This window comes from Campylobacter sp. MIT 12-5580 (genome assembly GCF_005406235.1).
Classification (GTDB): domain Bacteria; phylum Campylobacterota; class Campylobacteria; order Campylobacterales; family Campylobacteraceae; genus Campylobacter_D.
In genome coordinates this window covers 1-3,718 of sequence record NZ_NXLK01000015.1, presented here as the reverse complement: position 1 = coordinate 3,718, position 3,718 = coordinate 1, and the positions used below count along the sequence as shown (strand labels likewise).

Below are 3,718 nucleotides of genomic sequence, written 5' to 3'. Positions count from 1 at the left end.
CAAAAGTTTTTCCCCTTGTTTAATATATATCTTGTTTATACTTGTTTAAGGGCTGTTTTGATATGGAAAATAGGGGGCTAAATTTGCGAAAACAGACATTTTACCCGACAAAATAAATTTAATCAAATAAGCTTCTATACTTGTTTTGAGCTTCTTTGGACTTAAGAACTTTTACTTCATCAAGGTAAAAAAGCTCCTCTGCTTTGTCTTTGGCTTTCTTTAGTGCGTTAATATCTTTAAAGCTCTTAACACCAAAATGCACAAACTTATCATCTGCCTTTCTCTTTGCGATAAGCTTTAAGTCCTTTTTTTCCTCATCGAATTGATAGCTTATTATAATCATTTCGCCAAATCTTTTTTGGTAGATCGATTTGCCTATATATTCTTGAATGATTTTTATAAGCTCATTGTAGAAGCTCTGCTCCTTTTCTTGCTCTCGCTTAATGCGTTTGTCGTTGTTTTTGTAGTCAAAGATAAACTCTAGGTCTGTAATTTTACGCCCTGTTTTAAAGGTCTTAATATCAAGCAAAACTAGATTAGATTTAGTGTTTATGTCTTTTTTGGCTTGTGCTAAGACATTTTTCTTGAAATCCTCCCATACATAAAAGCTTTTAGGCACTTCCAAGATATTTTGTAAGGCTGAAAGATTGATTTTTAGGCTTTGCTTGTTTTGCTTAAGCTCGCATACAAGCATATTATAAATTCTTATGCTGTAGGCTGATTTCATTTGCTGAATATCATCAAATTTAATCTGCGTAAAATCTCTTTTAAGGTCTAATAGATACTGCATAAGGCTATCGTTGAGCCTATAAGATACATTTGCTTCGCCTTTTTTATACTCTAAAAACTGAAATAATGGCATAGCTCTATGAACTTCGACTTCTTTCATTGTTTTTTCATCAAGTAGCTTGAAGTCCTCTATATAAACTTTTTTAGCCATATTATCAATGATATTTTTTACATATGTAAAATTTTCATTGCTTTTGTTATCAAAAACTTGAAAAATTTCACTTACAGGTATCTCGCACACTTGAAATAAGCTGTCCTTTTGGCTGTTAAGCTGTGCGACGATCCACATAAAAAATTTAAGCTCATTTGCGTTCATATCGTATTTAGCATAAATGAAGCGGTTGTCTTGTGTTACTATAGCCTTTTTGGCTCTTTGTTTGATTGATTTTTTCTTTTTTGAAGTATCCATTTTAAAGCCTTAGAAGTTACCCAACTTGGAGGCGGAGCAGTCGTCCTGCCCCACCAGCACTCTAACGCTTAATAAAAACTTCAACTTTCACACCAAAGATGCGAAAATTTAGGTATAATACAAACGCAGAGCACCTTTTGCTATGTTTTTTCATAGCGTGCTCCTAATTGGGTTTTGTCCCTACCTTTACGATAGGGACAAGTTTATTTTAGCTAAGAATAGTTAATAAAAGAGTAAAGTTATTAAAAATAACTCTTTTTAAAAAGAGGTAAGTTTTAAAACTTTAATAGTTTTTACCTACTAAATCCCCTGTTTCTTTGCCTTTGTCGCTCTTTCACTTTTTGAATATGCTGTCTAATTGCTCTTGTAAATTTGTCTGCAAGCTCTGCAAATTTTGTCGATACGAGCTCTCTAATTCCTGCGAGCTTATCTCGTGTTCGGTTAATGCTTCCTCGTATTTTAAAAGTTCTTGCTCCATACTCAACTGAAAGGCTTCTAAGTTCTCGGTTAAATTGTTGAGCTTCGTTTGAAAACTGATCCTCAACTCCTCTAAGTCTTGTTCGTGATCTTGTCTCTCTTTCTCTATGAGCTCTAATAAGTTCTTGTTGCTTGCGTTCGTTCTCTCTAGTAGTGCTGTTTGATTGTTTAAAGCCCTGTAAAGTTCTGCTTCTTTGTTCTGCATTTTCTCTAGCTCTTGCTGTAAGGTCTCTATTTCTTTGCATAATTCTAGTTCTAGTGCTGTCATTATCTGCCTTTATTTGAAGATCGTTAGAAAAAGTAATGCCATAGTCGCCATTCCCAAAAAAAAGCTGATTATTAGCCCTGTGAGTTTGTATTTCATCGGCTCTAAGCTCATTTCCTGCATTTCGCTCAATAGCCTGCTTTGCAAGTCTTTGAAATTCCTCCGCATTTCCAAAGCTTCTCTCTCTAGCTCTCTTTGAGCTTTGCTCTGCTTGTCGCTTAATAAGCTCATCGTAGAATTCAGTTTTTCGCTTAATTTGTTCGTCAAGTTTTGCTCTATATTCTGCAAGTATTGCTCTGTTATCTCGTTGATTATACGCTTGTTCTTGCTCTCTTGCTCTTGTATAGATTGCTTCAATGTCTCTAAGACTTCTAAATTTTTCATCGTAAATACCCCCTTTAAATCGTTTTGCTTTTTGGCTGTTTGGTAATTTTATGCTTATGTAATCTTTGCCTTGTCTTGTTATTTCAATTTCCTGCGTTTTTAAAAGCGAAATGAGGTGATCCCTTGACTTTATATTACCTTGCATTACTTCAGCGGTTAAAAGCTTGTCTAAGGCTTCGTAATCGCTAAAAAGTTCTTTTTGTTTTTTACTGCCTTGAATGGTGTTTTGTTTTGCTGGGTCTTTTGGGTTTGTGAAATTATGGTTTAAATTGCTTAAATCCTGCCAAATTTCAATTCTTTTCTTATCAGCCATATGAAAGTATGGGTTAAGTGCTTTTTTGCTCTCTAAATCGATTTTAGGGATTATAAAATTTAATTCTAATCTGCCCTTGTCTGTATGCTCTACCCAAAGAATGTTATAACGCCCCTGCATTGCTGGCGTTAATAAGGCGTTTTCAAAGCTTTGCATAAGTTCTTTTTTGAGCTCCTCGCTTATGTTTTGCTCCTCAAAGCTTAAGCACCCCATACAAGTTTTATGCTTTTGGCTCATTGCTTTGATTAAATTTTTGGTGGTCTCTGCGTTGCCTTGTAAAATTCTAGCTGTTCCTAATTGCGTTCTTTTATCTAGCAAGTAGTTAATACTGCTTACACCTCCGCCCTTTTTTGTAGCAAAAAATTTAACAATCATTAGCCAGCCTTAAAGCTTGCAAGTGTTCCTCAATACGCTTTAGCATTTCAAGCCCTACCCTGTCAAAGCTTTTATTTGTGTTTAAATGCTTAGCGACTTGATTTAAATTATTTCCCCAGCGTGCAAGCTCCATTACTAAATTTCTATTCTCTTTTAAGCGTCTTTCTTTTTTTGGCGTATTATGAAGCATTGATGAAATTGCAAACTCTGTAAAGCTCAAATCTTTCTTTTTAGCATTAATAAGCTCTAATTGCTCTTGAGTGATCCTAATGCTTTTGATGATAGACTTCATTTTTTCCCTTTTTGCAGAGCTTGCGAAAGCAAGCGAAATTATAAGCAAGACATTTGCGCTAGCAAATAGGGTCTTGCTTCCTATTGCTAAAAACTTTCTTGGTCCTTTAGAGCCAAAAAGTTTTTAGCTCTCACCCCAAAAGTAAAAGGGGGTGAGATTAGGGGTTCAAAGGGGAGGTTTTCCCCTTGCGAGCGTTCTTTTTGTATGTAATACAAAAAGTAACCTCGCCCTATATATAAAATTATACATTTTTTGCTTAAATTTAGCAAGAAAAAGCTTCAAAATTTAGCTAAAAAAGATGATTTCTTAAAAAAAGCTTAAGCAAAAGTTTTTCCCCTTGTTTAATATATATCTTGTTTATACTTGTTTAAGGGCTGTTTTGATATGGAAAATAGGGGGCTAAATTTGCGAAAA

General features: G+C 34.6%; 3 protein-coding genes. All 3 read right to left on the bottom strand.

Translation table 11 applies throughout. The features are described 5' to 3' along the window. Positions 1-118: 118 nt before the first annotated feature. The 3 genes from CQA38_RS09100 to mobC all read right to left on the bottom strand — a co-directional run bounded on the left by CQA38_RS09100 (position 119) and on the right by mobC (position 3,304). On the bottom strand, positions 119-1,198 hold the full coding sequence (locus CQA38_RS09100; RefSeq protein WP_137633690.1) for a replication initiation protein: 1,080 nt from the start codon (positions 1,196-1,198) through the stop codon (positions 119-121). Positions 1,199-1,491: 293 nt separating this feature from the next. Continuing rightward, positions 1,492-3,012, bottom strand: coding sequence for a relaxase/mobilization nuclease domain-containing protein (locus tag CQA38_RS09095; protein ID WP_137633689.1), 1,521 nt, complete (start codon positions 3,010-3,012; stop codon positions 1,492-1,494). After that, entirely contained in the window at positions 3,002-3,304 is a 303-nt protein-coding gene (gene mobC, locus CQA38_RS09090; protein ID WP_137633688.1) for a plasmid mobilization relaxosome protein MobC, read from the bottom strand. Before mobC ends, CQA38_RS09095 begins: the two co-directional genes overlap by 11 nt. Positions 3,305-3,718 lie beyond the last annotated feature (414 nt).

What these genes read in the sequence shown, in the direction of transcription:
- CQA38_RS09100 (WP_137633690.1), bottom strand. Translation starts at nt 1,198, where the DNA reads ATGGATACTTCAAAAAAGAAAAAATCAATCAAACAAAGAGCCAAAAAG.
- mobC (WP_137633688.1), bottom strand. Translation starts at nt 3,304, where the DNA reads ATGAAGTCTATCATCAAAAGCATTAGGATCACTCAAGAGCAATTAGAG.
- CQA38_RS09095 (WP_137633689.1), bottom strand. Translation starts at nt 3,012, where the DNA reads ATGATTGTTAAATTTTTTGCTACAAAAAAGGGCGGAGGTGTAAGCAGT.